This is a genomic window from Klebsiella sp. HMSC25G12, assembly GCF_001807705.1.
Lineage (GTDB): Bacteria > Pseudomonadota > Gammaproteobacteria > Enterobacterales > Enterobacteriaceae > Klebsiella > Klebsiella variicola.
This window is the reverse complement of the sequence record NZ_KV789935.1, coordinates 1-831: the sequence shown is the minus strand read 5'-3', so window position 1 is coordinate 831 and position 831 is coordinate 1. Positions and strand designations below refer to the sequence as shown.

The following is an 831-nucleotide window of genomic DNA, read 5'->3' as shown; positions in this document are numbered from 1 at the left end:
GCCGGGCTTTCGGCGCCATTTGACTCCACAGACACATGTAACCTCATCTGGCGCCTCCATGCCGCTGACGCGGCATCCAGAAGTTTCCCGATGCTGTAAGTCTTAACGTCTGCTTTGTGCCAAATGCTAACGCTCAGGAATTGAGTTTCAGGTACTTTAAAAGCGAGGCTAGCGACTCGACAGGTCCAGCGTGACAACTAGGTGAGCGGGTTTCATCCCAGGGCATTGCATCATCAGTGCAGAAGTCTCCTGCACATTCCATTTCAAGACGTTCGTCAATTAAACCAACAGGAACCCAGACATAAGGTACGTCTCGCAGACTGTTAGGCACAGTTGAGCCACATACATTGCAAAAATCTGTACGGTACCCCGTTGGCTTAGACCATGAAGCAATGCAGTTTTCCCCTTTAATCCAGCGAAACTCACTGTCTTTGACTAGTGTGGCGAGATTGTAACCCACGCCGCTCTGCTTTCTGCAAAGCGAGCAATGACAACGATAAAACACTGCTGGTTTATGAGTAAGTTCAAATTCAATTGTTCCACACAAACAAGATCCATTCATTTCAAAACCATTCCTGCAAGGCCTAAGAGATTTTATGAAACATTACCATCTTTTTTGTACTGAATAGGAGCGCTCTTTTTGGCAACTCAAAATCAGCTATCAGTCGGTCTGAATATCCGCTCTTCGCTCATAACGGACTGCGCTCACTTATTGCAGTGAGCGTTACCTTGTGTTTAATGCCAGCCTGGTACAGTCAGGTTGACAGTACCGGTTTCAGGTCTTCGTCATTAAAAACGGTTCCGGTCTTCAGGACGCCATAACACCAGTGC

The 831-nt window shown here is 47.2% G+C and carries 1 protein-coding gene; it reads right to left on the bottom strand.

Annotated features, from left to right (window positions below; translation table 11 throughout):
- Positions 1–133: 133 nt before the first annotated feature.
- Positions 134–562 (bottom strand): GFA family protein, encoded by a 429-nt coding sequence (locus HMPREF3096_RS30180; protein WP_001554382.1) that lies wholly within the window; start codon positions 560–562, stop codon positions 134–136.
- Between the last annotated feature and the right edge of the window lie 269 nt (positions 563–831).

Excerpts from the sequence above, each read along its gene's own strand:
- HMPREF3096_RS30180 (WP_001554382.1), bottom strand. The coding sequence starts at position 562 with ATGAATGGATCTTGTTTGTGTGGAACAATTGAATTTGAACTTACTCAT.